Origin of the sequence: Prosthecobacter sp. (genome assembly GCF_046154365.1) — a bacterium.
GTDB lineage: Bacteria > Verrucomicrobiota > Verrucomicrobiia > Verrucomicrobiales > Verrucomicrobiaceae > Prosthecobacter.
On record NZ_JBJXFV010000068.1, the window covers coordinates 26,099 to 48,867 of the forward strand.

Here is a 22,769-nt window from a genome sequence, read left to right on the forward strand (position 1 = left end):
TGGCAGGCGATAGAACACCAGACGGATCGTAGGCTCGGTCCGAATCGTCACTCCACCTCTGCCACAGGACGATCGACGGAGCCTTTGTTCCAGCGGCCGTCGAGGGTGAAAGAGAGGTGCGGGGTGTAGAGCTGCGGTTCGAGCAGGAAGGAGTCATGGCCTTGGTCGGAATGCACGATGATGTGCATGTTGGAGACCTCGGCTGATTCGAGATGCCGGCTCAGGGGTGGAGCGGACATTCGATGTGCAGTTCATCACGTCCGTGCAAAGACGGGCCATTGGGGCTGAGCGATTGTGATGATGAAGCCGGATTCTTGAACCACTGACTTGCACTGACTGACACTGATGAATTTCAGTTCCGAATCAGTGCCAGCCAGCGTAAAGTCAGTGGTGCGCCATCAAGACACCTTCCACCCATCCCGATACGACGGACGGGTGATGAACTTGTTCGGCGCTTCTGCATTCGTGACCTTCATCGCCCCCTTGTCCCACTGCACGGTCTGCTGCGCACGGATGGCAAGATTGCCGAGCAGCACGAACTCGGTGAGCGGGGCGGAGTAGTCGAAGTTCGAGCTGGGCAGGCCGCCGTTGACGATGTGGTGCGCCCACTCGCCCTGCGGATTGTCGGGCATGACGCTGCGGGTTTCAGTTTGCTTGATCTTGCCCGCCTTCATGTCGAGACGGACCTGGGTGTACCTGTCGAGCGGATAAATGATCGGGCTCTTGCAGTAGGCATCGCCTTCAAAGATGACGCCATCAGTGCCGATGAACATCATGCCGCTGCTGGCTTTCTTGAAGGTTTCTTCGGGGATGTCGGGATGACGCTCGGGCTTGTTGGGCTTGCCGTCTTTCTCACCATCATGCCAGGAAACCGTCATGGCGGCGTGTTTGCCGGCAGGCATGTGATACACGAGCTTGCTCCAGGTGGGGGCGTTCAAATCGCTGATCGGGCCGCTTTCGGCGTCGATTTTTTCAGGAATGAGCTGGCCGAGGATGCTGAAGGTGGAGTCCATGATGTGGCAGCCCATGTCGCCGAGCGCGCCGGAGCCGAACTGCCACCAGCCACGCCAGTTGAAGTGATGCGGGCCGGGGCTGCGCTTGTTTTTCTTGGACGCGGTTTCGTCGAGATCGAACTCGAAGTACGGCTCGCTGGGTTCGCAGGAGAGCCACAGATCCCAGTTCAGGTTCGAGGGGCACTCGATGAGCTTCTTTTTGATCGGTCCCTGTGGCCAGATCGGGCGGTTCGTCCACAGGCGGATTTCCTTGAGCGTGCCGATGGCACCCTGCTCGATCCATTCTTTTGCCATGCGCTGGCCGTCCATCGTGCGGCCCTGGTTGCCCATTTGGGTGACAATTTTCGCCTCTTTCGCGGCCCGGTGAAGGTCACGCACCTCGGAGATGTAATTGCAGAGCGGCTTCTGCACACAGACGTGCTTGCCGTGCTTGATGGCATGCATCGCGGCGAGGTAATGCGTGTGGTCGGGTGTGGAGACGATGACGCCGTCGATGTCTTTGGCCATTTCGTCGAACATCTTGCGGAAGTCCTGGTAGAGCTTCGGCGCAGGCGGCGCAGCCTGACTGGAATCGAGATGGTGCTTCTCACGCTTCTTCGCGGCTTCATCGAGGCGCTTGGAATCGACATCGACCATCGCCACGATGTTATGGTTCAGCGTTACCATGCCCGTATCGGCCAGGCCTTTGCCGTTCGCACCGATTTGCGCCAAGTTCAGCCGCTTGCCGGCGGCATTTTGGCCTTTCAGCAGGAGATTCGGGCCGGTGAAAGCACCCGCCGCAAGTCCGGCTGAGGTGGAGAGGAAATGACGACGTGAAAGCGTGCTGGAGTTCATAAGTTGAGGCTGGGTTGGAGGCGGCTGGCGGAAACGCCGGAGGGAAGGAGATGTTGCAGCAGGTTGCAACCTGCAATCCGAAGTTGAATCGCGGCCCGATCCGGTGAAAAGGCAGGGCGTTCGTTGTCCCCGTAGTTCAATGGATAGAACGAGGGTTTCCTAAACTCTAAATACAGGTTCGATTCCTGTCGGGGATACCAGCGCGAGGCGCAGCAGTTGCCAACTTTCGATCATTGAGCATGCGCCATTCCGGCGTATGAGGACGGAACCCCCAATCGCCCAACCATGCTCATCCCGACCTCTTTCCCTACCTCCACCGGCCCTGCTGAATCGAAACCGCTGATTTCCGAAGAAGGCTGGATCGTGCAGCATTTGTTTTTCAACATCGACCATGGCTACTGGGCGGCGTTGCTGCCGGAGGAGCGGCAGGAGCGGCGGGAGAACTTCACGCGGACCATCGAGGCGATCCGCAAGCACCCCGGCACGCAGTTGCTCGCCTTCGCGATGGTGTCGCCGAAGGCGGAGCTGGGCTTCATGCTGCTCACACCGGACCTGCATGATTCGCAGCGCTTTGAGAAGCAGCTCAGCCTCGCCCTCGGCCCGGATGCGCTGACGCCGGCCTACAGCTACCTGTCGATGACGGAATGGACCGAGTACTCGCAGAGCGAGGACGAGTTCAAGGCGCAGATTGAGAAGGCCGAGAATCTCACACCGGGCACCGAGGCATTTGAGAAGCGTGTGACGGAGTGGAAAACCCACATGACGAAGTATTTCAACGACCGCCTCTACCCGAACATGCCCGATTGGCAGGTATTCTGTTTCTATCCGATGAGCAAACGCCGCAACGTGGGCGCGAACTGGTATGCGAACGATTTTGCCAAACGCCGTGAACTGATGGGCGGTCATGCGAAGACGGGCCGCAAATACGCCGGCAAGGTGCGCCAGCTTATCAGCGGCTCCACCGGTCTCGACAGTCACGAGTGGGGTGTGACGCTGTTTGCGCACGACATGGTGCAGATCAAGAACATCGTCTATGAGATGCGCTTTGATGAAGTGACCACGCAGTATGGCGAGTTTGGCGACTTTTACATCGGCATCCAGCCGCCGACGAGTGAGCTGCTGCAGCGGGTGATGCTGAGTTGATTTGGCGGACAAAAGGCATACGCTTCGCCCATGACCGCCACGCTGACACCCACCGTGCAGACTTTGATCGAGACGTTTCGCAACCTTTCAACTGAGGAGCAGAAGTCTTTTCGCGAGGAAATCGCCGCAGGTGCCGGGGATGCGTTCATCCCCGAGGCACATTGGGAGATTCTTATGGAGCGAGAGCACCTGTCCCAGCAGGGCCAGGACCGGGCGATTCCGGCAGAGGAGGCGTTCCGCCAGATCCGTGAAAAGCTTCATCGGGAGCGCAGGACGTCATGATGGTGCATGTGCGCCCCACGGCGCAGGAAGACATTCTCGAAGCGGCCCGGTTCTACGACGAGCAGGAAGGCGGATTGGGTGACCGCGTGACTGACTTTCTGGAGGCCAAGGTAATGGAGCTTGGCGTGACGGCTGGAATCCACCCGCTGCAAGGCAGGTTTCACCGAGTTGTCGTGGATGGCGATTTCCCCTATTACATGATCTATTACACACTGGAACTGGACGGCGTGCATGTTCGTGCTGTTCTGGATCATCGCCGCGATCCCAAACATATTCGTCGCCGCCTCCGCCAAGTTTGATTTCTCCTGAAATGCCCAATCAGCCCCTCACTATCGCCAATCGTCAGTTCCACTCCCGCCTCATGCTGGGGACGGGCAAATTTGCCAGTGGCGAGCTGATGCGTGATGCCATCATCGCTTCCGAAACGGAAATCGTGACCGTGGCGCTGCGGCGGGCGGATTTGACGGGCAAAGGCGATCCCTTTGCCAACATCCTCGATTTCATTCCAAAAAACGTCCTGCTGCTGCCGAACACAAGTGGAGCGATGAATGCGGAGGAGGCCGTGCGCCTTGCCAGACTGGCTGTGGCGGCCGGTTTGCCGAATTGGGTGAAGCTCGAAATTCATCCTGATCCGCGTTACCTGCTGCCGGACCCGATCGAGACGCTCAAAGCGGCCGAAATCCTCGTGAAGGAAGGGTTCATCGTGCTGCCCTACATCAATGCCGACCCCGTGTTGGCCCGCAGATTGCAGGACGTGGGCACAGCCACGGTGATGCCGCTGGGATCGCCGATTGGCTCGCATCAGGGCATCATCACACGGCGGATGATCGAGATCATCATTACCCAGGCCACCGTACCAGTCGTGGTGGACGCAGGCATCGGTGCGCCGAGCCATGCCGCAGAAGCCTTTGAAATCGGTGCCGACGCGGTGCTGGTGAACACGGCCATCGCCGTGGCATCAGACCCGGTGCGCATGGCACAGGCCTTCAAAATGGCCGTGGAGGCCGGGCGCAGCGCCTTTGAGATCGGTTTGACCGAAAGTGCCGACGAAGCCGCCGCCACCAGTCCGCTGACGACCTTTCTCTATCAGTAACGCGGTGGACGGATCAGCCCTTCACGAGGTAGGTGAACACCACCACTCCGCAAAGAAGGAACCCGACTGCGATGCACATGCCGTAAAAGATGACCATAGGGCCGGTCATCTAGCCTGAAACTTCACGACTGCCAGTGAAAATTTCTCCTTGCGAAAACAAGACCGCAGGCCAGAATGCGCGCCCCTATGGCAAAAACATGCTGGCTCGAGCGCGACAAGCGCAAACGTAAAACCGTCGAAAAGTACGCAAAGCTGCGCGCTGAACTCAAGGCGAAGGGCGACTTTGTCGGCCTCACCATGCTTCCCCGTGATGCAAGCCCGACGCGTCTCATCAACCGCTGCCGTGTCACCGGTCGTCGTCGCGCGTTCATCCGCCGCTTCCAGATGTCCCGTATGACCTTCCGTGAACTCGCCTCCCAGGGCATGATCCCCGGGGTGACGAAGTCCAGTTGGTAGCATTCCCGTCCGAACTTGCAGCCGGGACGTTTGATCTCCGGCTGCATGGAGAAGAGGGGCAGTCATCCATTTGATGCCGACCTACTCCTACATCGCGGCAGACGCTGAAACAGGCTGCCCTGCTTGCCGCAGGGGCTTTGACTTGCGCCGTCCGATGAGCAGACCCGCGCTCGAAGTCTGCCCGCTGTGCAAACAGCCGGTGAAGAAACTTGTCTCTGGTTTCAACACCCCCAAGCTCACCAAGCCGCTGTCCGTCTCCGACGCCAAAGCTGCTGGCTTCACCATCCTCGAAAAACGTTGCGATGGTAACTACGAGAAGCTGTGAGCATGCCGCCCTGCGGCCCCTGAACCGATTCTGATGACTCATCTTTTAGCCAACGCCTCTGCCGAACTCGCGCATGAGTGGAATTTCACCGCCACCGATCTGTTCTGGCAGTCGTGCATCGTGCTGGGCATCGTTTTGCTGAACGCCTTCTTCGTCGCCGCCGAGTTCGCCATCGTCAAAGTGCGCGACAGCCAGCTCCAGGCCGAAATCGACGACGGCACGCCCGGCGCGAAGTTCGCCCAGCACGTCACGCGCAATCTGGACGCCTATCTCTCCGCCAGTCAGCTCGGCATCACTCTGGCCAGCATTGCGCTCGGCATGGCGGGTGAGCCTTATGTGGCCGCCGTCATTCAGCCACTCATGTTCAAGCTTGGAGTCGTGAACGAAGTCTGGATCAAAGGCGTCTCCATCACGCTCGCATTTGCCGTCGTCACCTACCTGCACGTCGTGCTTGGTGAACAGACGCCCAAGGTGCTCGCCATTCGCAAATCGCTCGCCACCGCGCTGCTCATCGCCCGCCCGTTGCATATCTTCTACATCATCTTCAAGCCGGCGATCGTGCTGCTTAACGTATCCTCCAACCTCGCGTTGAAGGTCTTGTTCCGCATCGATCCAGTCTCCGAAGGCGAACTGGCCCACTCCGAAGAAGAGCTGCGCCACATCGTCGCCGAGAGCCAGAAATCGAAGGAAGTGACGGAAACCGAGAAGGACATCCTGCTCAACGCTCTCGCCCTCAACGACCGCTGCGTCCGCGATGTGATGACGCCGCGCAACCAGGTCATCTCGCTTGATGCCGACGAGACCTTCGAGGTCAATCTCAAGGTCGCCATCGACTCCAAGCACACGCGCTACCCGCTCGTCGAAGGCCATCTCGACCACTCCATCGGCATCATCCACATCAAGGACCTCCTCGGTCTCATCGGCAAACCGCAGCCCGACCTGCGCAAAATCAAACGCGAGCTGCACATGGTGCCGGAGATGATGCCCATCGACAAGCTGCTGCGCTTCTTCCTCGACAAGCACGTCCACGTCGCCCTTGCCGTCGATGAATTCGGCGGCGCTGTCGGCGTCGTCACGCTCGACAACGTGCTCGAAGAAATCGTCGGCGACATCCAGGACGAGTTTGATCACGACGTCAGTGAGTTCCGCCGCATCAACGAGAACGAGTTCACCGTCGAAGGCACCTACAACCTCTACGAACTCGCCGACCAGACCGGCATCGACCTCGAAAGCGATGAAGTCACCACCGTTGGCGGCTACGTCACGCACCTCCTCGGCCATCTGCCCAAGGTTGGCGAAAAAGTGACCATTGAAGACTACGAAGTAACCACCACGAAAGCCGACCTGCGCCGCGTGCTGCAGTTGCACTTCAAGCGCCTTTCCAGCGTCGCCGATGAAAAAGCCGCTGCTGATGGTGTGCCCGAAGGCGTGTGAGTCACTTCGGACGCACCTCGTTCCATACGGGCCACCATGCCTCAAACTCGGACGGCCGCACGCGCACGCGCACGATGCTGCCTTCGCTGAGCGACAGCAGCCGCTCCTCGACCACCTCAATGAACCTTGCCCGCTCGCTCGCGGTGATGTTTTGTCCGGCCCAGCGGCGCAGCAGTGCGGCGGCGTCCAGCTTGCCCAACCGCTTCACCACCACCTCGCGAATGAAGTCCGCGATCTCGTTGCGGTAACGCAGCAAGATCGGTTCAGGCTCGCCCAGTTCATCGCGGATGGCCGCGTAACGGGACGCGGACTGCTCATACGCATGCACAAAGACCTCGCGTAGCAGTTCGATGCGGTTCAGCTCGTACACGCCGAGGACGCCGGTCGTGTAATCCTGCACCGGGACGCTGACAAACGACAGCGGCGACATGTTCGCACGTATCAGCGGGATGTTTGCTGCTAGACGCGAGGTGCGCTTGTTGCCGTCCTCAAAGGGTTGCAGATACGGCATCTGCACCATGAGAAAAAAGCAGCACTCCAGCGGATCACGGATCGCTGCGGCCTTTTGCAGGATTAGATCAAAGCACTCCTCGATCACGGCGGGGTTGCTCGTCGGATGAAACACACTTCCGCCGATGCCCACCGGGCAGGTGCGCAGCGCTCCTTCAGCCTTCCAGTTCTTCAGCAGCCCTTCGGTGAGGACGGAGTGCAGGTTCAGGAAGGTGTAGCGGTTGAAACCCAGAGCATCTGGTGAATCCACGAGGAACTCGATGGCTGCTTTGTGATTGAGGATCATCCGCGCCTCCTTGTGGCGCATGGGATCGTCGCTATGTCCCTGCTGGAGCAGGAAATCCGTCTCCAGCAGCGAGTAGGTGCTGCCTTCGAGGCGGCTGGAGTTCCAACTGAGATCGATGATGAGCCGGTCGAGCACCTGCCGTGCGTATGTCCCTGGCGGCAGCTCCGCCATCTGTGCCGACTGACCTTTCGCACGCAAATGCTCGCACAGACTGGCTGGCAAATACGCCGTCTCATTCGGCACATACGCATCGAGGAATTCGCGGCGATACCCCACCGGCTTGCGCAGCGAGTAGTGCTCACGGAACACATCCCGCAGTTCACGCAGCGTGGCATCACTGCCCGCTGGCTCATGAGTCGGCGTATCCTCGCGCACGACCATGGATTCACGCTCCGGCATTTCGTGCCGCATCTCGCGGCGTGGCAGATTTGCCGTAGCTTTCTTGATGGCATGATACTTCGTCGCCCTTGCTTTGCCGATGCGCTCGATCTCGCCTCGACCCACCATTTCTTCGAGTCGGCGCAGCAAAGTGCGGCGTGAAGCTTCCTTGCCGAGCTTCTGCACGAGCGCATCAATCCCGATGCCGTGTGGGGCATCGGTAATGGCACGATTCAGCTTGGTGTCACTCATGGGTGGCACGATAGTGGCGTGATTATGGCACGATTCAACGTGTATTTGGCACGATTTCAGGCAAATCGTGCCGCATCGTCCACGAAGGCATCGACATCAGCTTCCTGAGTGCGCCACGAGCACATCAGACGCGAGCCGCCGCCGATGAAGCTGTAGAAAATCCAGCCACGTTCCTTGAGGCCGTCCTTCATCTTCTCCGGCAGTTTGGCAAAGACCGCGTTCGCATCCACCGGATACAAAATCTGCACGCCGGGCAGATGACCGAGCGCATCAGCGAGGCGCTTTGCCAGCGTGTTGCCGTTCTGCGCATGCCGCTTCCACGTTTCATCACGGAGGATGCGCAGCCACTGCGCGGAAATGAAGCGCATCTTGGAACAAAGCTGCCCGGCCTGCTTGCAGCGGTAGGCGAACTCCTGCGACAGCTCCTTGTTGAAGAACACCACGGCCTCCGTGACCGCCATGCCCAGCTTCGTGCCGCCGCAGCATAGGACATCGACCCCGGCACGCCAGGTGATGTCCGCTGGGGCGCAGTTCAAACCGGTCAGCGCATTGAAAAACCGTGCGCCGTCCATGTGGATCGCGAGACCGTGCTGTTTGGCGAGTGCGCCGAGTCCTTTCACCTCGCCGGGGCGATATACCGTACCCAGTTCCGTGCTCTGGCTGATGCTCAGCGCCCTCGGCTTCGGGAAATGCACGTCGTTGCGGCTCGTCGCCAGACGTTCGACATCGGCGGGGTCCAGTTTGCCCAGCGGACTGCGGGCGAGCAGGATTTTTGACCCGTGGCTGAAAAACTCCGGCGCACCGCACTCGTCCGTCTCCACATGCGCCTCCTGGGCTGTGATGATGCTGTGATAGCTCTGACACAGCGTCGCGAGCGAGAGCGAATTCGCCGCCGTGCCATTGAAGACGAAATACACATCGCAGTCGGTCTCGAAAAACTGCCGGAACGTCTCGCACGCCGCCGCCGTGATCGCATCGGCACCGTAAGACGGCTGGTAGCCCGCATTCGCTTCTTCAAGACCTTGCCACGCTTCAGGACAGATGCCGGACGTGTTGTCGGAGGCGAAGTGATATTTGGTTTCGACGCTCATGATTTGAGTTTGGGCCTGCCATGCCACACCAACACGATGCCTGTCGCCAGCAGCAGCAGATCACGCAGGATCAGGTCGCGGTAGTTCGAGGTCGCGTCGGAGTGGCCAAAACAACCGCAGCGGATGTCGATGCCGCGCCACCAGGAGAGGATGATCGCGCCCAGAAAGATCAGCAGCGATGCATTCAGGATCAGCATGCCGCCAGAACGCAGAAAGCCGCTCATCACCGCCAGTCCGGCAAAGATTTCCAGCCACGGCAGCCCCATCGCCAGCCATGCGGCAAACGGATCGCCAATGAGGTCAAAGCTGCGCACATCATCGAGGAACGACATTGGGTCCGCGACCTTCAGAATGCCCGCATAGACAAACACGCCGCCGAAAAAGAAATGGAGAAGCAGTCTCAGCATGAGAAACGCAGACTATGGCACCAGTTCGGCCATCGGCAGCAGGCAGATGACGAGTTTTTTGTCTTCGTAGGCTTCACCGGCCTGCGGCAGCCCGCGCACATCCAGCGGTCGGCCCAGCAAGGTGCCAAGCTGCGTGGCAAACCCGGCATGTGGCTGCTTGCCACCGCTGAAGCTGAGTTTTGCATCATCAAACACGCGCATCAATTCACCACCGTGCAGGACAACCGGCGACTTGGCGCTCGATTCGATGCCTTGAATCGAAATCAGGTTCGCTTCTTCATCGTCCAGCAGATTCGAGGCATTCAAAGGATCAAGTTCGCGTGCCAGATCGCCAGCATCCGTGTGTTCCAGAATGGTGGCTTGGATGATCGGTGTCTCAGTGCTCCCCAGGCGCGGGAATTTTTCCCGCACATGCTTGTTCACCGCCAGCGCGACCGCTTTCATCGCTTCAGGCGTCCAGTGGCTGTCTTGAACAAAAAAGATCTGTTCCTTGTCGCGGAACTCCCACAAGGCATCGGTCATGTCCATCACATCAATGCCCGCCGCTTTCAGTTCATCCAGCTTGGCGGTTTCGTGGCCCAAACGCACCGCGCCGGTATAAGTGCCCGGCCGAATCTGCTCGGGATAAAGTCCTGCCCGGCCCGGAACCGCGATCACGAGCAGTTGTGTCTCCTGCGTCTTCAATTGTCCCGCCAGCTTGATCAATCCGGCATGCACGTCGTTGCCATCGCGTTTTGCCTGCACCAGCCGGTCCAGTTCACGCTGATCAAACAACCAGCCTTCACGTCCGAGATAGACGGCACGATTGCCCTCATGCAACGCATGCGTCAGCACCCACTGCATGCCGCTGCGCATCCATGCGGCGGCCAGATTTATCTTCGCGGCGGTGAACCATGCCGCGATCTCAAACACCAGCGGCACCACCAGCAGGCACACAAACACCCGCACGATGTTCCGCGCCGCCTTGAGGCCAAATTCCGGCTCGGGCGGCACGAACGTGCGCTTGGCGGGATCAATTTTGGGTGGGGTCGGCTTCATGACATCGGTGCGGCGTGGGTCCACAGCATCACCACCGCCAGTAGAAACACGCTCAAACAAATCGTTCCCTTCCAGGGCGCTGGAACGCGCAGAAAATCGCGTGAATGCGGCAGGCCGATGAGACAGGCCAGCGCGGCAAACATCGTGACCGCGTGATAATCCGTCCATACCCGCGCTTGTTGAAACACCGTGGCAATCGTTCTGGCTGGAGACGCAAACATGGCCTCCAAGTGCAACCAAGTGTCACCCAACGACAGCGTTTGCAGCAGCACTCCGAGCACGGTCATCACCAGCAACACCACCAACAGTCGAATGAGCTTCCCCTGAGTGAGGCGTTGCAGCGTGAGCGCATCCTGAATCTTGTCAGGCACCGCAAAGCCCAGCATACCGCCGAGGCCGGCGAGAAGGTCGCCTGCGGCGGTGAAGAAAAAATGCAGGCTCAGCAGCAGCGCCAGAAACCCCATCCACGCCACGCTCGTGCTCAGACTGTCTGGCCCACCGCGTAGAACGATGGTGGAGAGATGCCACAGCGGATCGACCAGCAGCACCCATTTGCCAAAACCCAGGCAGAACCGCATCACGCCCTGCGCCACATCCAGGGCGACTGGACGCGGCTTGATGACCATGCGCGCAGTCAGCGCGATGGGCAGCAGCAGAAAGAGGACATGATGGAGACTGATCAGCACGGTTATGGAGATGGCGATGACTAGACGGCAGTCAATCGCGGAATCTTGGGGTGGGATATGTGACCATTGCCGCAGCATCTCTGCGACCGTCACTTCTTCGCCAGCTTCGTCTTGTTCTTCGCCCACTCCGCATGTGGCAGTGCTTCCCAGACCTGAAGGTCTTTCCAGCGCACGACAAACCTTGCCCCTTGGCGTTGCTGGCAAAGACGTTTAGGATCAGGATGGAAGTTTATGCCGGGCACTACAGGTCATTGGTTTCGATTCAGGCGTCTGATGGGGACGCTGGCGCTGGCATTGGTGCTGAACTGCCCGGCGCAGACGACGGCCAAGGCGTGGTCGGAGCGTGAGACGCGGCTGGCGAACGAGTATCTTTCACTGCTGGTGCAGCAGCCGGAGTATGGGCGGGTGCTGGATCTGCTGTGGGCGTTGTATGAGAAGCATGAGGCGACGAAGCTGCTGGTGGAGAATGTCTCGCAGCAGGCGGCGAGTTCGAAGCACTCGTCGGTGTTGCTGGTGCATGGGCATCTGCTGCGGCGCAGCGGTGATCTGGCAGCGGCGGTCGCGAAATATGACGAGGTGCTGAAGGCGGAGGCGAAGAACGGGTTCGCCTTGCGCAGCCGGGCGGACCTGGCGGTGGAGATGAAGCAACCGGATGCGGCCATCGCGTTGTTGCAACGTCTGGCGGAGGTCGAAAGCACGGCTGGCACCTGGCTTGAGATCGGGAATCTTTCGTTTGGCAGCGGGAAGGCGGTGGCAGCGGCGGCGGCGTGGGAGCAGGCAGCGAGTTTGCAGCCGGGGGATTTTGCTTTGGCACGGCAGGTGGCGCAGTTGCTTCTCCAGGCCGGGTTTGCGGAGCGTGCGGCGAGTTTCTTTGCCAAACTGGCTGATCAGAAGGATCCGCAGCGCAAGCTGGACGCGCTCTATGACCTGGCGCGTATTTATGAACTCGCGGACCAGTTTGCGAAGGCGGACCAGGCGCTGAAGGACGGTTTGGCGCTGCTGCATTTTCGGGATGGTCGTTATCTCGACTTCTTCCGTCGCCGGGTGCGGCTGCATGAACGATTTGGGGCGCTGGATGAGCTGCAAAAGGTGCTGGTGGCAGCGGCGGAGGTCACGCCGCCCTCAGAACCAGCGCTGCTGAATGCGATGCGTTTCTTTGCAATCACGGTGGAGCAGGATGAGCAGGTGCGGTGGCTGCGTGAGCTGGTGCGGGCGGTGCCGCAGGTGGAGGATTATCGCTGGGAGCTGGTGCGGGCGCTGCTGGATCATGAAGGCGCGGTGGAGGCAGCGAAACTGCTGGATGAACGACTCAAGAGTGATGGCAGCGACCTTCCGGCCATCGTGCTGCTGCGCTGTGAGGCCGATCTGCGTGGGGGCGATGCGGACAGTGCGACGAAGCGGCTGATGAAGCTGCTGGAGCAGCAACATACCGCCGAGGTGGAAAAGCAGGTGCTCGTCTTTGCGCAAACGCGGGCGCTGGATGCGGTGATCGAGAAGATTCTGCGCGCACGGATGGAGCGCGATCCGCAGAAGGCGGAGGCGGTGTTTGATCTGGCGGGTTTTTTCCGGCTGCGGCGCGATGTGGTGGCGGAGGACAAGCTGCTGCGTGAATTTACAGGCGGTGCGGCGACGGCGGAGGAGCAGCAGAAGCGGCTGAGTGATGCAGCGGCATTCCTCGCGGCGAGCAACAACACCGACAGTGCGATCATTTTAGCGCGTGAGGCGGTGTCGAAACCAAGTGCGGGCCGTGATGGATGGTTGCGGTTGGCGGAGCTGCTCGCCGAACAAGGGGAGAGTGAAGAGGCGGCGGAATGGGTGGAGAAAGCCTGGCATGCGAGCACGACGGACGAGGAACGGGTGGATGTGGATGAACGGCTGCTATCAATCCTGATGGGCGATGCGAAAGCGACGGCGAAGCCGGCCACCAATGGTGAGTTCAAGCTGCCGGATGCGTTTACGGGCACGGGTTTTGCCAGCGATGAAGGTGATGGCCCGAAGCGTGAGAAGCTGCCGGAGCGGGTGATGGAGTTTGCACTGCAAGTGATCGCTGCGGCGCAGCAGGGCGATTTCAAATCGAAAGCAGCTCAAGCCGCCGGGTTTCGCGGTTGTTGGTGGGCGGTGCGGACGAACCGGTTCGATGAAGCCTATGCCTTGCTGTGCCGGCTGGAGTTTGATCCAGAGACAAAGCAAGCGCGGCCGGTGTCGCTGGTGGTGGAGCAGTTGAAACTGGATCTGGCGCAGGCGGATGAGAATTTGTCGTTGGTGGAGCGGCAGTTGCGGCTGCTGTCAGAACGTGATGCGGCAGGGAAGGTGCGCTACACGCTGCGGCTGGCGGAGTTGCTGCTGGAGTCGGAACGCCGTGCGGATTCAGAGACGAGCAGCCCCGGCTGGAAGAGCAACACGCCGTTGCCGCCGCCGGGCGTGGCGGCGGCAAAGGTGCTGGAGCGGGTGTATCGCGAGTTCCCGGAGTCGGGGCAGTTGTTGTCGGCGCTGACGCAGATTTATTTTCTGCAACGGCGTGTGGAGGATGCGCTCAATCTTTGGAAGCAGGCGGTGAAACGTGTGGAGGGGTCGGCGGCGCTGCCGCTGCTGGAAAGTTATGCGGACATCCTGCTGCGGCAGCACAAGATCGCGGAGCATGTGGAGGTGCAGGCGCAGATCATGGAACGTGAGACGGACGTGAAGCGGCGGCGCGAGGTGCTGCGGCGCTGCATCGACCGGCTGACGTTTTCAGATGCGAGCGGTGGTGAACTGGCACCGAGCGTGGCGCGCGATCGGCTGAAGCTGCTGGAGCGTGCGCTGCTGGAGCGCGTGCAGCGGCATCCGTTCGATGGGTTTTATCACGAGGCGCTGGCGCAGGTGTTTGAACGCGGCGGGGATCATGTGAAGGCGTTTGCGAGCATGAAGCAGGCGTATTACACCGCGCCGGACACGCCGTTTTCGCTGGATCAACTGCGTGATGCGGCGCTGAAGGTGGCGGATGTGAAGTCGGCGATTTATTTTCAAAAACAGATCGCGGCAGGGGCACCACCGAAGGAGGTCGCGGCAGAGTCGCGGCGGCTGGTGGAACTGCTGGAGCAGACGTTTCAGATCACGGAGGCGGATCGCGTGCGGCGGCGCTTGGAAAGCCGGTTCGCGCAGGATGCGGCGGCGCTGGAGGAACTGGCGAAGTATTATCAAACAACGGGGCAGGATGAAGCGGAGCGGCGTGTCTATGAGCAAATGTCACGCGTGCGGGCGTGGGATGGCCGGGCGCGGCTGCGGCTGGCGCTGAAGTGTCTGCGCTTTGCGGATGTGGCAGAGGCGGAGAAGCAACTGCGTATGGTGCTGGCCGCGCCGGTTAAGGCGGGCGCTTATGCGCTGAAGGGCGTGCGAGCGCCGCTACCACTGACGGATACGCGGCGCACGGGCGGCGGGGTGACGACGGGTGATCTGGTGTCACTGCTGGATCTCGCGCCGGGCCTGGAACGCAAGGAACTGGACACGCTGCGTGCGTTTCTGGGGCAACCGCGAGCGGAATTTGCCGAATTGCCGGAGGATGCCGCGCTGGTGCGGCTGCGTGCGATTGAGGAACTGGCAAAGCTGCACCGTGCAAGCGGTGGCGCTGGTTTGAACGCATGGATCAAGCAGTGGCGCGACGATGCGACGGCGAACGATGTGGAAAAACTGTGGGCCTTTTATTATGCGGATGCGGGAGGGGAGTTTCGCACGGTGCTGCGCCAAATTTTGCCGGACACGAGCACGCTGGAGGCGCAGTTCTGCCTGCTGTGGCTGTCGTTGCGCAGTCGTGGGATGGCGGCAGCGGCACAGTGGGCGGGTGAGAACGGCTGGGCACCGCAGGTGATGAAAGCACGCGCGGAACTGCTGCAGGCCTGCGTTTCGATGCTGGCGGATGTGCCGGGCTTTCGCTACCACCCGGAGGATCTGCAACTGCTGGGAGATTCGCGTGTGCTGCGCATCGCTGCGGTCATCGATCTTACGCGCAAGCTGGCGGACAAGCAGCGCTACGACGAGGCGCTGGCCCTGGGTGGGTGTTTGCCGCGCAATTCGCCGGAAAATGAGATGGGCTACTCGCAGTTTCTCGCCCGCATCGCGGAAAGTGCGGAGCGCTGGGATCTGGCACGGCAGTATCTCAATACGGCGGTGCGCGGACCCGTGGCGGCGGAGAACTATCGCATGAGTTATGATCCGTTTCTGCTGAGCCTGACGTTGCTGAGCCGGATGGCGGAGTCCGAGCAGCAGCGCGAGGAGGCGCTGCGCATGGCATGGCGGCGACTGCAACGCACACAGCCTTCGGCAATGACCTCGATCCGTAAAGCAACGGTAGCGGGTCTGGCGGGTGCGGAACACCAGGGTGCAGAGACGCTGGGGCGTTTTTTGTCGGGGCCGTTCCTAGCGCAACGTGACATGGCTGAGACCAAGGGCAGTTTGATCCCGCAAGGTTCGTCGCGTTATGATGAACCGCTGCATCTGCGCAGCCTGTGGGAAGAAACGCAGGAGATTGAAGCGCTGATGGTGCAGCAGGGCCTCGGCAACGTGGTGAAGGGTGCGAATGCCACCCTCGCCGCACATTCGGGCGCGACGATGCTGGGACCGCGTTCCGACTCGGAGTTTGGTGAATGGCGCATCAATGAGCTGCTCGGCAGACTGCGCGGTGCGGATTACCCGACGCGGCTGCGGCTGATCCGCGAGCATCTGGCCGCGGTGGATCTGCGCACGGAGCATTCGGTGGACACGCTGGGAAATCTCGGCAGCCGGCTGGAGACAGTCGGCATGGCGCGTGAGGCGATCAGCGTCTATCGCCAACTCCCGGCGCGTGCGCCGTCGAATCCCGAGTATGCGCAGTGGCTGCTGCGCGTGTGCGAGAATGCGATGGAGATCGAGCCGGGCATGAGTTTTGCACTGCAACTGCTGCTGGCCGAGCCACCGCTCAAGCCGCCGGCGCTGGGGGATGACACGCTGCGGGAAAAGCATGCGATGTTCCTCGCACGCGATTTCAATGTGGATGAACTGCGCCGATGCGGCTTCCGCGAGCAGTTCTCGCAGGTGCTGGAGCGCCGCCGCCCGCATGAGATCTCGTATCTGCGTGAACTCGGGCTGCTGCTGGAGCGCATGGAGGATTTCAAAGCGGCGCTCTCCGCGTGGGACCGCCTGCATGCCGCCTACGTCGCGAACGATCAGGCTGGCACCGATCTGGATGTGGAGGCGAGTTTGCATCGCGGGCAGATTCTGCAGCGTCTCGCGCAATCCCAGGCTGCGTCGAAGCTGCTGCGTGAAGTGCCGCTGGCGGAACCGCTGGACCCTGCGGCGCAGGACGTGCTGAAGCTGCGCTGCCAGATCGCCACGACCGCAGGCGACTGGAATGACGTGCGTGAGCTGATGACGCTGTGCGTCGAACGCAAATCGCTGCCCTGTGTGGTGGCGCTGGCGGCCGGCTTGCGCACGCACGACCGGTCCGCAGAGGCGCTTAACTTGCTCACGCAGGCGGAGCGCACGCTCAAGGGCGATCATGAACGCTTCACGTTGCGGCTGGAGCAGCTCAAGGTGCTGGTGACGGATGCGAACTGGACGCCGGAGCGTGGACGCGTGCAGATTGCCACGTTGTTTCGCGTGACGACGCGGGATCTGGACACGCTCAAAGGCATGCAGCAATGGCTGAAGGAACTTGCGGCCGGCAGGCTGGCCGCAGGCTGGATGGCGGTGTTGCGCACCGAAGCACGCGCGGGTGCCGACCGCCCGCTGGCGGCGCTGGCTTTGAGCGCCTTTGCCACCAAGCTGCCCGAGGAAGCGCAGGCTGATTTCATCACCGCCTGGCAGAAGGCCGAGGAAAAAGATCGGCCCTGCATCGAGTTGAGCGCCGAGGCCATGCTGCAGGCAGGACGTGCGTCGTGGGCCTGGGATGCGTGTGAAATCGTGGCGGGCATTCCCACCTTGCGCGAGCAGGGCCGCAAGCTGCCGCTGGCCGTGCGCGTGGCGCATGCTTTGAATGATGCGGCGGCGGTGCAGGAGCTTTTCAGCGAAACACTGCGCCTGTCCTTCCCCGGTGGGGTGCAGACCCTCGAATGGGCGCGTGCGTTTGAGGACACCGGCCACGCGGGACTCGCCCACGAGCTGTTTGATGCCGCCTTGCAGCGTCTCGAAGGCACCGCCGCCTTGCAGCCCGAGTTGTTCGCCGCGTATGCACGTTTTCTCATGCGCCAGCGTGAATTCGATGCCGCGGAGGCCTTTCTCATCCGCCAGAACTGGGTGGTGCCGAACGAGGCGGCGAAACTGGTCTTTGAACTCTATCAAAGCTGGGGCAGACTGGCTGGCATCGAGACGGAGCTGCCAAAGTTCCATCTGCCCGGTGCGGTGAAGCAGGAGATTCTCTTTCTCACCCGTCACGCGACCGCCAAACCCACCACCCAGCCATGAACCAGTCCGTGCGACTCCTGATCTGCCTCAGCGCAGGCGTGGTCCTGTGCCAGTGCTCCAGCCCGAAGAAAAAAAAGACCGACTTGGCGGACATGAAGCTCGAACAGCGCGCCATGCTCAAGCCGGACGACAAGCGGCGCAGCCAGTTCGAAAAATACCTCACGGGCTCCAATGGCCTCAAAGGCAGCGCCGGAACCCACTTTCAGAAGCAGACACATCACTCCAAAAGCTTCTCCGGCGGGAACTCTTACGCCGGGCAGAAGCAGTTCAAGACTAGTCAAAGCTGGTTCGGCAAATCCAAGGCGCCGGGCATGGACCAAACGTATGCGCTGGGAGACAAGACGCCTTCAGGCCTGAACGGATTCAAGACGAATCAATCTCGGTTTGGCAGCATGCAGTCCCGCGAGGGCGCCGCCGCCTTCAATGGCTCCCGTGACATTTTCAAAACAGACTCCGCTCTCACACGCTCTCAGAGCATCGGCAAAGCGCCAAGCATCATTGAAAACTACAATGACCTTGGCAACAAGAAGAGCGCCTACACCGAAGCCGAGGTGAAGAAGCTGCTGAACCGGAATTGAACACCCGATGGATGTGCGCTGACGCGCACGTATCAGGTGGATGAAATCCACGCTCCTGCTCTTCAGCATCGCCTCGATCATATCCGCCCAGGAGTTGCCCAAACTCGATGTCCCAGGCGTTCGTGAGCAGCATGTGATGATCCCGATGCGCGATGGCGTGAAGCTCTCCGCCTATCTCTATCTTCCTGAAGGCGATGGCAAATGGCCCGTCGTCTTCGAGCAGCGCTACGCCGGACTCACCAGTGCCGGAACGCGCAAAAACTCCGCCGATCTCGCCCGCCGTGGTTATGCGGTGGCAATGGTGAACTTTCGTGGCTCGCAGCTCAGCGAGGGCCAATACGTCGGTTATCGCGCTCTCGCTTGGGGCGAGCTGAAAGACGGCTACGACACCTGCGAATGGCTCGCCACGCAGTCATGGAGCACGGGCAAGGTCGGCAGCTTCGGCAGCTCGCAGGGCGGCTTTGCGCAGAACTTCCTCGCTGTCACACAGCCACCGCATCTCACCTGCCAGTACATGGTCGATACCGGCTTGAGCCTGTTTCACGAAGGCTACCGCATCGGCGGCGTCACGCGTCCGGGCCGCTTCGCCGACTTCGGCACGAACTGCCGCAACCCCGAGGACAACGCCGCCCTGCTGCGCGAGTGGGACCAGCATCCCGACTATGACGACTACTGGCGTGCCGAGGACTGCACGCTGCATTTCGCGAAGATGAACGTCCCGTGCTTCACCATTGGCAGTTGGTATGACTTCATGGTGCAGGGCAGCGTGCAGAGCTTCATCGGCCGCAAACCCAACGCACCGCAGCAGCTTCTGCTTGGCCCCTGGCTGCATGGCCGCCTCAACAAAGGCAGCAAAGTCGCCGAACTCGTCTATCCCGACAACGCCACGTGGCCTGAGGTCGAGCACATGGCGCGTTGGTTCGATCACTGGCTCAAAGGCAGCGACAACGGCATCGAAACAGAGCCCGCCGTCCGCTACTACGTCATGGGTGCCGTTGGCGAGGCGAACGCGCCTGGCAATGTCTGGCGCGAAGCCGCCAACTGGCCGCCGCAGGTCGAAAAAACCAGCTTCTACCTCCACGACGGCGCGGTATTGAAATCCGCCGCGCCCACCGCAGTCGCCAGCAGCACCAGTTACGACTGCGATCCGCTCAAGCCGATGGAAATGCCCGGTCGCGGCTTCCTCGGCGCGAAAGATGGCCAGTCCTTCGAGAAACAACCAGACGTGCGCACCTGGACCACCGAGCCGCTGGCGAAACCGCTCGAAATCACCGGCGAGATCGAGGCCGAGCTGTGGGTCAAGTCCACCGTCACTGACACCGATTTCATCCTCCGCGTCTCCGATGTCTATCCCGACGGCCGCAGCATCGTGCTCATGGATTACCCACTGCGTGCCCGTTATCGCGAAGGTTTCGATCATCAGGCGCTGCTCAAGCCCGGCGAGCCTGCGAAGCTCAAATGGCACATCGGCTGGACCAGCATCATTCTCAATCAAGGCCACCGCCTCCGCGTCACCGTCGCCAGCACCGGCGCACCGCTCTACGAGCCCAACAATCAAACCGGCGGCCCGCAAACCGTCGATTGGATGAAGGAAACCAAACCCGGCACGCACACAATTCTCCACGAAAAAGCGCACGCCTCACGCGTGCTGCTGCCAGTCATCAAGTAGGATGGGTGTGGCGCAAGCCCGCCCGTCTGCTTGACGCTCACGCAAAGGCCACCCACGCCCAAACCGTCGGGCGGTGCTGCGAAGCGAGTCTGGGATGTTGCCCTGCCCTCGACGCAGCACACACCCAACCTACGTCCCATTTCACGCCTCCCATCAAGCCCAACGGCCTTCCGAAAGCGACAACGGGGACAAGGCATCAAATCGCCTTGGAGCCCTTATTCTATCAGGTTCCCATGCTGTTCAGGGAGTCTCGGTTGACACCCCAACCGAGGATATGCATGACAAAAGTATGACAACTCCGGCCCGAACCTCTCGGGCCAAGGGCAGACCAGTGGCAGTGGTCAAGCAAGGCTCAGCGGCGATTCCAATCTACCGGGGCAGTTCACGAGGAAGCTCCAGGTTCACCATCGCCTATTACATGAACGGGCGACGCGAACGGCGCACATTTGGCAGTCTGGATGCCGCCAAGGAAGAAGCCCGCATGGCGGCCTTGAATATCCAGCGCGGCCTGAGCAGCGAGAATGACCTGCGCCCCCAAGACCGGGAAAATCTGCGTGCCGTTCAGGACCTGCTCAGTCCGCTCGGCCTGCCGTTGGTGGCGGTCGTCGAAGAATACCTCCAATGCCGCCGCAGGCTCGGAGCAGTGCCACTGTTGCTGGCGGTGGAGGATTTCGTGACTAGATCGCGCAGTTACGAGCCTGGCATTTTGGTTCCTCGGGTGGTGGACGAACTTATCCAACACAAGCAGCAGGACCGCATCAATGCGCACTATCTCAAGCTGCTGGACGGAAATCTGCGCCAGTTTGCCAAATCTTTTCCTGGTGAGATCACCCAAGTGACGGGAGCCATGATCGAAGGCTGGTTGCGGCGTGGTGGTCATTCGATGGTCACCCGCAACAACTGGCTCAAGCGCGTGAAGGAGCTGTTCGCCTTTGCCAAACGACGCGGCTATTTGCCCAAGAATGAGGCCACGGTGGCGGAAGCGCTCAAGCGCGGCAAACAGGCGGACACGGATGTCGGCATTTTCACCCCCGAGCAGATGGCGCAACTCATGAGCGCGGCGACTGCCGAGCTGATCCCCGTGCTTGCCATTGGCGGGTTTGCAGGGCTGCGCGGGGCTGAAATCGCCCGGCTGAACTGGAGCGCGGTGGATCTGGGGCGTAAGATCATTGAACTGCGTGCCGGGCAGGCGAAGACGGCTTCACGTCGCATTGTGCCGATCAGCGACAATCTCGCCGGCTGGCTGGCGAAGATCGACATGCATGGCCCTGTTGTGCCGGATGCAGGGGTCTTTTTGCAGGCGCGGCGACTGGCGAAGAGCCTGGGCCTGCCGTGGCCGCACAACGCGTTGCGTCACTCCTACATCAGTTACCGCATCGCCGTGGTGCAGAGCGCCGCGCAGGTGGCTCTGGAGGCGGGGAACTCACCGACGATTATCTTCAAGCACTACCGCGAACTGGTGACGAAGGACGAAGCTGACAAGTGGTTTGGCATCCTGCCGGAGACCCCTCGTTGACATGCGAATCTCTGCATGAACCAACCACATCCATCTCCTGTTACACTGCTGAAAAAGAAGCCGCTCTCCCTGTTGCTCGGCGTGAGCAGCCGCACGATCGACACCTGGGTGGCGCAGCGGTTTATCCCCTACCTTGCGCCGAGCCCCCGGCTGCATCTGTTTGACCCCGCAGCCGTGATGAGCGCTCTGGCGGCTCGTTTTGGTGTTCAGCCAAGGACAACGGCTTGAGCGCATCCTCGTTGCGCAACAAGGTTCACGATTTCCGCTGCTGAATGGATCGCCTGCTCGGCTTGGCCTGCACCGGACTAATCAACTTTAAGAGCATTTGGATAGCATAGCCTCGCGGCGTAGCCCGCTCCTGCTCCCAGTTCTCCAGTGTGCGTTTGCTGATGCCGAGGAACTCAGCCGCATCACGCTGGCTGAATCCCTTGCGTTCACGCCACTCCTGGAGAGCACGGGCGAATTTACGGGGAGTCACCCCTTTGGGCAGTTTCATGGGCATGCGGCAGGACTACGCAAAAAGCGGAGTGCCGTCAATATTACGCAGGCACCCCACGGCACCTTCCAAACCCTGCGACCTACTCAAACCTCACGGCATCATTTGGTGATGCAAACGGATGGATTCCCAAAGTCACGGTGACGAGGGCACCTTCCATGGACCTGCCAGACCTCTTTCCCGCCAACCCCATGCAATTGCGCACGATTCGCAGCTACAACTTCAGCGAAGTATCTTCTGCCATGCAGAAGGCCATCCGTCGGGGTGATGCTGCATTAGCCGGATATTGGGCGCTGGAGCTGTGGCAGAGCGGCTTTGGCAAGTATGTGTGGAAGCGCCTGCTCACCATCAGCGCGGAGGACTGCTGGGGTATCCTCACGCAGGAGGTGAAAGCGCTGCATGACAGCTACCTCGTCATCAATGACGGCATCCCGCCCAAACAGGCGAAGGGCCGCATCTTCATCAGCAAGGCGATCATTCTGCTGTGCTTATCGAAAAAGAGCCGCGATCCCGATCATCTGCAAAACTACGTTTATGATCAGAGCGCAGGTCTTGACCCTGACACGCTGGCGCTGGAGTTGCGCAGCAGCGGTGACTACGTTGCCATTCCTGAATATGCGTATGACTGCCACACGCGCGAGGGCAAGAAGCGCGGCAAGACCAAGGCGGATTTCTTCAAAGCGGAGCAGGCGGCGCTGGAGCCGTTGCAGCCGGGGTTGTTTGATCACTTGATTGAAGGCTGACCTGATGGTCGCAACAACATGCGCTGATGGTCGCAACAAGTGCATGTCGGGGGTCGGCATACTCTCATACCTTGTGGCCCCTTCGTGCTCTCTAAACGCTTCCCATGCGCAACCAAGAGGCTGGT

At 60.7% G+C, this 22,769-nt stretch carries 22 protein-coding genes and 1 tRNA gene; 14 read left to right on the top strand and 9 right to left on the bottom strand.

The features are described from left to right. Positions 1-47: 47 nt before the first annotated feature. Positions 48-239: a hypothetical protein gene (locus tag ACKVY0_RS08905; RefSeq protein WP_409214456.1), complete on the bottom strand. Its 192-nt coding sequence runs from the start codon at positions 237-239 to the stop codon at positions 48-50. A 159-nt stretch (positions 240-398) separates the two neighbouring features. Beyond that, positions 399-1,847: a Gfo/Idh/MocA family protein gene (locus tag ACKVY0_RS08910; protein ID WP_409214457.1), complete on the bottom strand. Its 1,449-nt coding sequence runs from the start codon at positions 1,845-1,847 to the stop codon at positions 399-401. Positions 1,848-1,972: 125 nt separating this feature from the next. Between ACKVY0_RS08910 and ACKVY0_RS08915 the strand changes: the two genes are divergently transcribed. The 8 genes from ACKVY0_RS08915 to ACKVY0_RS08950 all read left to right on the top strand — a co-directional run bounded on the left by ACKVY0_RS08915 (position 1,973) and on the right by ACKVY0_RS08950 (position 6,580). Beyond that, positions 1,973-2,047 (top strand) — tRNA-Arg (locus ACKVY0_RS08915). Between the two features lie 85 nt (positions 2,048-2,132). Further along, positions 2,133-2,990, top strand: a complete 858-nt coding sequence (gene hemQ / locus ACKVY0_RS08920) for a hydrogen peroxide-dependent heme synthase (RefSeq protein ID WP_409214458.1) — start codon at positions 2,133-2,135, stop codon at positions 2,988-2,990. 30 nt (positions 2,991-3,020) lie between these two features. After that, the gene (locus tag ACKVY0_RS08925) at positions 3,021-3,272 is read left to right on the top strand and encodes a hypothetical protein (RefSeq protein WP_409214459.1); all 252 of its coding nucleotides are present in this window, start codon (positions 3,021-3,023) and stop codon (positions 3,270-3,272) included. Continuing rightward, complete coding sequence (locus ACKVY0_RS08930; protein WP_409214460.1) at positions 3,269-3,571, top strand: type II toxin-antitoxin system RelE/ParE family toxin; 303 nt, start codon at positions 3,269-3,271, stop codon at positions 3,569-3,571. The genes ACKVY0_RS08925 and ACKVY0_RS08930 overlap by 4 nt, the downstream gene beginning before the upstream one ends. Before the next feature lie 11 nt (positions 3,572-3,582). Then, positions 3,583-4,365, top strand: a complete 783-nt coding sequence (locus ACKVY0_RS08935; protein WP_409214461.1) for a thiazole synthase — start codon at positions 3,583-3,585, stop codon at positions 4,363-4,365. Between the two features lie 186 nt (positions 4,366-4,551). Beyond that, positions 4,552-4,821, top strand: coding sequence for a 30S ribosomal protein S14 (rpsN, locus tag ACKVY0_RS08940; protein ID WP_409214462.1), 270 nt, complete (start codon positions 4,552-4,554; stop codon positions 4,819-4,821). Between the two features lie 73 nt (positions 4,822-4,894). Beyond that, positions 4,895-5,146, top strand: coding sequence for an FmdB family zinc ribbon protein (locus ACKVY0_RS08945; RefSeq protein WP_409214463.1), 252 nt, complete (start codon positions 4,895-4,897; stop codon positions 5,144-5,146). A gap of 33 nt (positions 5,147-5,179) precedes the next feature. Continuing rightward, entirely contained in the window at positions 5,180-6,580 is a 1,401-nt protein-coding gene (locus tag ACKVY0_RS08950; protein WP_409214464.1) for a hemolysin family protein, read from the top strand. 1 nt (position 6,581) lies between these two features. Here ACKVY0_RS08950 and ACKVY0_RS08955 read toward each other — a convergent pair whose 3' ends face one another. The 6 genes from ACKVY0_RS08955 to ACKVY0_RS08980 form a co-directional block, all read right to left on the bottom strand. Continuing rightward, positions 6,582-8,006, bottom strand: a complete 1,425-nt coding sequence (locus tag ACKVY0_RS08955; protein WP_409214465.1) for a Fic family protein — start codon at positions 8,004-8,006, stop codon at positions 6,582-6,584. A 56-nt stretch (positions 8,007-8,062) separates the two neighbouring features. After that, positions 8,063-9,097 carry a threonine aldolase family protein gene (locus ACKVY0_RS08960; protein ID WP_409214466.1) on the bottom strand — a complete coding sequence of 345 codons (1,035 nt, stop codon included), beginning with the start codon at positions 9,095-9,097 and terminating at the stop codon, positions 8,063-8,065. Beyond that, entirely contained in the window at positions 9,094-9,504 is a 411-nt protein-coding gene (locus tag ACKVY0_RS08965) for a MauE/DoxX family redox-associated membrane protein (RefSeq protein WP_409214467.1), read from the bottom strand. Before ACKVY0_RS08965 ends, ACKVY0_RS08960 begins: the two co-directional genes overlap by 4 nt. Positions 9,505-9,516: 12 nt before the next feature. After that, complete coding sequence (locus ACKVY0_RS08970; RefSeq protein WP_409214468.1) at positions 9,517-10,542, bottom strand: alginate O-acetyltransferase AlgX-related protein; 1,026 nt, start codon at positions 10,540-10,542, stop codon at positions 9,517-9,519. Continuing rightward, positions 10,539-11,228: a hypothetical protein gene (locus tag ACKVY0_RS08975; RefSeq protein ID WP_409214469.1), complete on the bottom strand. Its 690-nt coding sequence runs from the start codon at positions 11,226-11,228 to the stop codon at positions 10,539-10,541. Before ACKVY0_RS08975 ends, ACKVY0_RS08970 begins: the two co-directional genes overlap by 4 nt. A gap of 89 nt (positions 11,229-11,317) precedes the next feature. Next, positions 11,318-11,470, bottom strand: coding sequence for a hypothetical protein (locus tag ACKVY0_RS08980; protein WP_409214470.1), 153 nt, complete (start codon positions 11,468-11,470; stop codon positions 11,318-11,320). A gap of 31 nt (positions 11,471-11,501) precedes the next feature. Here ACKVY0_RS08980 and ACKVY0_RS08985 point away from each other — a divergent pair, with 31 nt between their 5' ends. From ACKVY0_RS08985 to ACKVY0_RS09005, 5 genes are all read left to right on the top strand, one after another. Continuing rightward, entirely contained in the window at positions 11,502-17,642 is a 6,141-nt protein-coding gene (locus ACKVY0_RS08985; protein ID WP_409214471.1) for a tetratricopeptide repeat protein, read from the top strand. After that, entirely contained in the window at positions 17,639-18,220 is a 582-nt protein-coding gene (locus ACKVY0_RS08990; protein WP_409214472.1) for a hypothetical protein, read from the top strand. The genes ACKVY0_RS08985 and ACKVY0_RS08990 overlap by 4 nt, the downstream gene beginning before the upstream one ends. A gap of 40 nt (positions 18,221-18,260) precedes the next feature. After that, entirely contained in the window at positions 18,261-19,889 is a 1,629-nt protein-coding gene (locus ACKVY0_RS08995) for a CocE/NonD family hydrolase (protein ID WP_409214473.1), read from the top strand. Between the two features lie 418 nt (positions 19,890-20,307). Continuing rightward, a complete protein-coding gene (locus ACKVY0_RS09000) occupies positions 20,308-21,405 on the top strand; it encodes a tyrosine-type recombinase/integrase (RefSeq protein ID WP_409214474.1) in 1,098 nt (365 codons plus the stop codon). 15 nt (positions 21,406-21,420) lie between these two features. After that, entirely contained in the window at positions 21,421-21,633 is a 213-nt protein-coding gene (locus ACKVY0_RS09005; protein ID WP_409214475.1) for a hypothetical protein, read from the top strand. A gap of 25 nt (positions 21,634-21,658) precedes the next feature. On the opposite strand, the gene ACKVY0_RS09010 is transcribed toward ACKVY0_RS09005, so the two are convergent. Beyond that, positions 21,659-21,907 carry a helix-turn-helix domain-containing protein gene (locus ACKVY0_RS09010; RefSeq protein ID WP_409214476.1) on the bottom strand — a complete coding sequence of 83 codons (249 nt, stop codon included), beginning with the start codon at positions 21,905-21,907 and terminating at the stop codon, positions 21,659-21,661. A 185-nt stretch (positions 21,908-22,092) separates the two neighbouring features. Here ACKVY0_RS09010 and ACKVY0_RS09015 point away from each other — a divergent pair, with 185 nt between their 5' ends. Further along, complete coding sequence (locus ACKVY0_RS09015; RefSeq protein ID WP_409214477.1) at positions 22,093-22,644, top strand: hypothetical protein; 552 nt, start codon at positions 22,093-22,095, stop codon at positions 22,642-22,644. Positions 22,645-22,769 lie beyond the last annotated feature (125 nt).